The sequence below is a fragment of the Gilliamella sp. wkB195 genome, from assembly GCF_001690445.1.
GTDB classification, from domain to species: domain Bacteria; phylum Pseudomonadota; class Gammaproteobacteria; order Enterobacterales; family Orbaceae; genus Gilliamella; species Gilliamella apicola_E.
In genome coordinates this window covers 1-3,362 of the sequence record NZ_LZGP01000020.1, presented here as the reverse complement: position 1 = coordinate 3,362, position 3,362 = coordinate 1, and the positions used below count along the sequence as shown (strand labels likewise).

Annotated in this window: 4 protein-coding genes and 1 pseudogene; 4 read left to right on the top strand and 1 reads right to left on the bottom strand. The window is 27.4% G+C overall.

Annotated elements, in window-relative coordinates; genetic code table 11:
• Nucleotides 1-20 precede the first annotated feature (20 nt).
• The 4 genes and pseudogenes from A9G08_RS05765 to A9G08_RS11585 form a co-directional block, all read left to right on the top strand.
• The gene (locus tag A9G08_RS05765; RefSeq protein ID WP_065562784.1) at nucleotides 21-812 is read left to right on the top strand and encodes a Cthe_2314 family HEPN domain-containing protein; all 792 of its coding nucleotides are present in this window, start codon (nucleotides 21-23) and stop codon (nucleotides 810-812) included.
• 367 nt (nucleotides 813-1,179) lie between these two features.
• Nucleotides 1,180-1,416, top strand: a complete 237-nt coding sequence (locus tag A9G08_RS05760; RefSeq protein ID WP_065562783.1) for a tyrosine-type recombinase/integrase — start codon at nucleotides 1,180-1,182, stop codon at nucleotides 1,414-1,416.
• Nucleotides 1,385-2,056, top strand: coding sequence for a hypothetical protein (locus A9G08_RS05755; protein WP_065562782.1), 672 nt, complete (start codon nucleotides 1,385-1,387; stop codon nucleotides 2,054-2,056). Before A9G08_RS05760 ends, A9G08_RS05755 begins: the two co-directional genes overlap by 32 nt.
• A gap of 251 nt (nucleotides 2,057-2,307) precedes the next feature.
• Nucleotides 2,308-2,565 (top strand): annotated as a pseudogene (locus tag A9G08_RS11585) (terminase TerL endonuclease subunit); the annotation flags it as partial.
• Nucleotides 2,566-2,945: 380 nt separating this feature from the next.
• Here the strand turns inward: A9G08_RS11585 and A9G08_RS05745 are convergent.
• Nucleotides 2,946-3,194: a hypothetical protein gene (locus tag A9G08_RS05745; protein ID WP_065562780.1), complete on the bottom strand. Its 249-nt coding sequence runs from the start codon at nucleotides 3,192-3,194 to the stop codon at nucleotides 2,946-2,948.
• Between the last annotated feature and the right edge of the window lie 168 nt (nucleotides 3,195-3,362).

Here is a 3,362-nt window from a genome sequence, read left to right as displayed (position 1 = left end):
TAATAAGAGAAAAATTTATTATGAAAAAAGAATATTATTGGTGGGATCTAAATGAGTCAAAATTTAAAGCAATACTTTATGATTCAATGAATATTTATTTTCTGCATGATCAACCATATGAAAATTGGGATGAGTTTGTTAAAATTGAACCTCATATGGCTTATGCCCATTTAATTTATGTTCGTTTTCATACATTAGAGCAACAATTTGTTGATTTAAGGGTGATCCCTCAAATGCTTGGTGTACAAAAAATACCTCTAAAGTCTATTGTGAAAGATATAAATAGGTATGATTGGCTTAAATCAATTGTTGATTTATCATTATATAGATTTTCGAGTATCCGAGATATTGTTTTTCACTTTGTTAATCAAGTTTTAAAACTTAACATTCCTGATCACATATTAAATATAAAACAACTTAGTAAAATGATTAAAGATTCTCATCCTGAAATTTTTAATATTTTAAAAATATTGGAAAATTCTGGATCTACACTCCGATTAGAAAGAAATGATAGGGCTCATAAAGGATTTTCTAATTTATGCACAGACGATGATGAAATGTTTAAAAATATGTCTTGGTCTGAACAAAGTAATTCAAAAATAGTTGGTTATGATTTAGTTGCAGTTTATGAAGCATCAAGAGATAAAATTTATTCAATTTTTGTAGAAGAAGTTGAAAAAATATTAATTTCCTGTAATGAATTGCTCAATAAACTTTATCCCTTTTATCGAGATGAATATAAAAACCTTTCAGAAAATTCAAAAACAGGACCGTCTTTACATTTTAAAAGCTATCATATGAATCATGCTTAGTTATCTTTTATTAATAGATATGCTATTTATACAAATCGCTTGAAAAAATACACCTGTTTACAAAGATGAGCAAGAAAGAAATGGTTTATCTTAATAAAAAGCCAATTCATGAACTCTGTTATCTTGTGAGCAAAGCACTACCATTGATTTATCAATTATTGTCAAATTTTGCATGGCTACAAGTCTAAGGAGGAGCGAAGCCGAAGCCTATAGAGTGTGCTAAGTAAAAGATGCTAAAATTACCTTCATTGACACCAAGAGCAAACATAATCATACTTATAAACTCTTTAATGAAATCCCTAAAAAGAATTGTTACTTATTTACTCCCAGTTATTTAGCGTTCCGTTAGGCAATCGATCGGGCAGAAATGGAATTACCAGATCGACATCTAACCCACGAATTACGCCTCACTTCTTCTAGACATTTTATTATGAGTGGCGGTAATATCCTAGTATTACAAAAAATCTTCGGTTACACTGAGATCAAAATGACCATGCGATATGCACACTTTGCACCAGAACACTTTGAAAATGCTGTAAGCTTTAATCCATTAATGACTAAGAGAAAATTGAATGAAATTATTAAGTATATTAAAAAAAATTGAATTAGAAATTTATTATAAGAAAAATAAGCGTAAACTAAAATTTAATTTAAAAGCAATAAAATCATTATTCACCATTCAAAATCTATCGTTCATAATAGCCATTATTTTATATGTGACTGCAATAATAATATCAATTAAAGATAAAGATTCGATTTTCCCATTTTGGTTATTTCTAATATCTCTTCTATTGATTTATTTTAAATATTCCCAATTTATATATAGAAGTTTAAAAAAAAATATTAAAAGTTTTATTTTACCAATGAATTATTCAATTAATTTAAATGTGAAGGGTAACTACGTCATAGATAAAAAGTACTTAAAAGCTCTTATATCATTGGATATAGAACAATTGAAATTTGGTTATTTAGAATTAAATCATGAATATGAATGTCTAAAAAGAAGAATTAGCCTAGTGCTTGGACCACTAAATAAGTTGGGTATATTTCCCGGTATTATATCTTTACTAGGTCTATTACCTCAGGTTAAGGAACTTTCTTGGCAATGGATTGAAGTAATTCCTTATTCTTATGGTGGGCTAATGATTTTAGGTTTGTTTTTTTATAACGATCTTGATAAGTATGAAAGAATGCTAGCTTTATTAAAATTTGCTATTGAACGTAAAGAAAAAGAAACTAATTAATTGGCGAAAAAATGGCGGTTGAGAATATTTTTATATAGTAAAATATGTCTATATATGTATGCCTAACCGATTGATTTAATTATAAGTCATTGACTTTAAAAACAGCTTTAAAGAAATCATAATCGATTGGTCACTGGTTCAAGTCCAGTAGTGGCCACCATCACAAGAATCAAGTAAGATTAAAAATGTTCAAAAAAGCTATTTCTAAGACGTTATTCATTGTTTATAACTTGCGCACGCTATAGCTCAACATCAAAAAAACTGCAAAGGTATTTATCAGTCGTAAACGCATTAGTCACAATGGTGATACTGTTTTATCTTGGGCGGTAAGTAATATAGTGATGGAAACCGATGCGAATGCCAATATTAAGCCCAACAAAAAGAAAGCTGCCAACAAGAACGATCCAACTGTCGCTTCCCTGTTGTCATTTGGCGCTTACCTGCTTGAGTATGGCGAGATCGATATTTTCTTATCAGATGAACAAAAGCAAGCATTAGATGAGTTTTAGTGGATTGAATTATGATACTTTTTTCTCTTTAGCTAACTCACTTAGTAAATTTTCTAACTTACTATAAAGTTCAACTGTATTATTAGAAATTTTATTATCATAATCTTTTAGCTTATCAAAAAATTCAATTCTTTTTATAGTTTTAGTATATTAAATACTAGGCTCATTGTAGATATACTTAATGATCTCTTTAATATAATTTTTAATTTCATTATATTCAGACGAATTTTGAATTGTTTCTGTCTTTTTCCTATAACTACCTAACCACCAATAGAACCCAGGTATATTATTCATACAATAATAAGACAAATATTTAGAAGATAATTTTCCTAATTCATCAAAAAAATAATCATTAACTTCTAGATCAGTTTCAGAAGTTTTTACTGTTCTAATTTTTTTTCTTTTGAATATTTATCTATTAATTCAATCAACTCATTTTTAAAAGTTACGTGTTGATGCAAATAAAATTTAATTTCTTGCATTAGTTCAGCTTGAAATCTAAAGAAAGTATCTTTATTTTTAGCAATTGCAGTTTGTTTGCAAATAAACCAAAAGCCAATAATAGTACAAATTAATAATCCAAAAGCAGCTATTGCTGATAAACCTGAAAAAAAAACAAAGTCTAACAATCCATTTTATTAATCCTATTCATTTATTATGTGATAATATTTTACTATGTCATTAACAACATACAACACTATAATAACACAAGGTTAATTTATTGATTATTTTATATAAATTTTGTAAGTCTTGTTAGTTCTGTAAAATCGCAAAAAAAAATTTTCTTTTAACTTTAT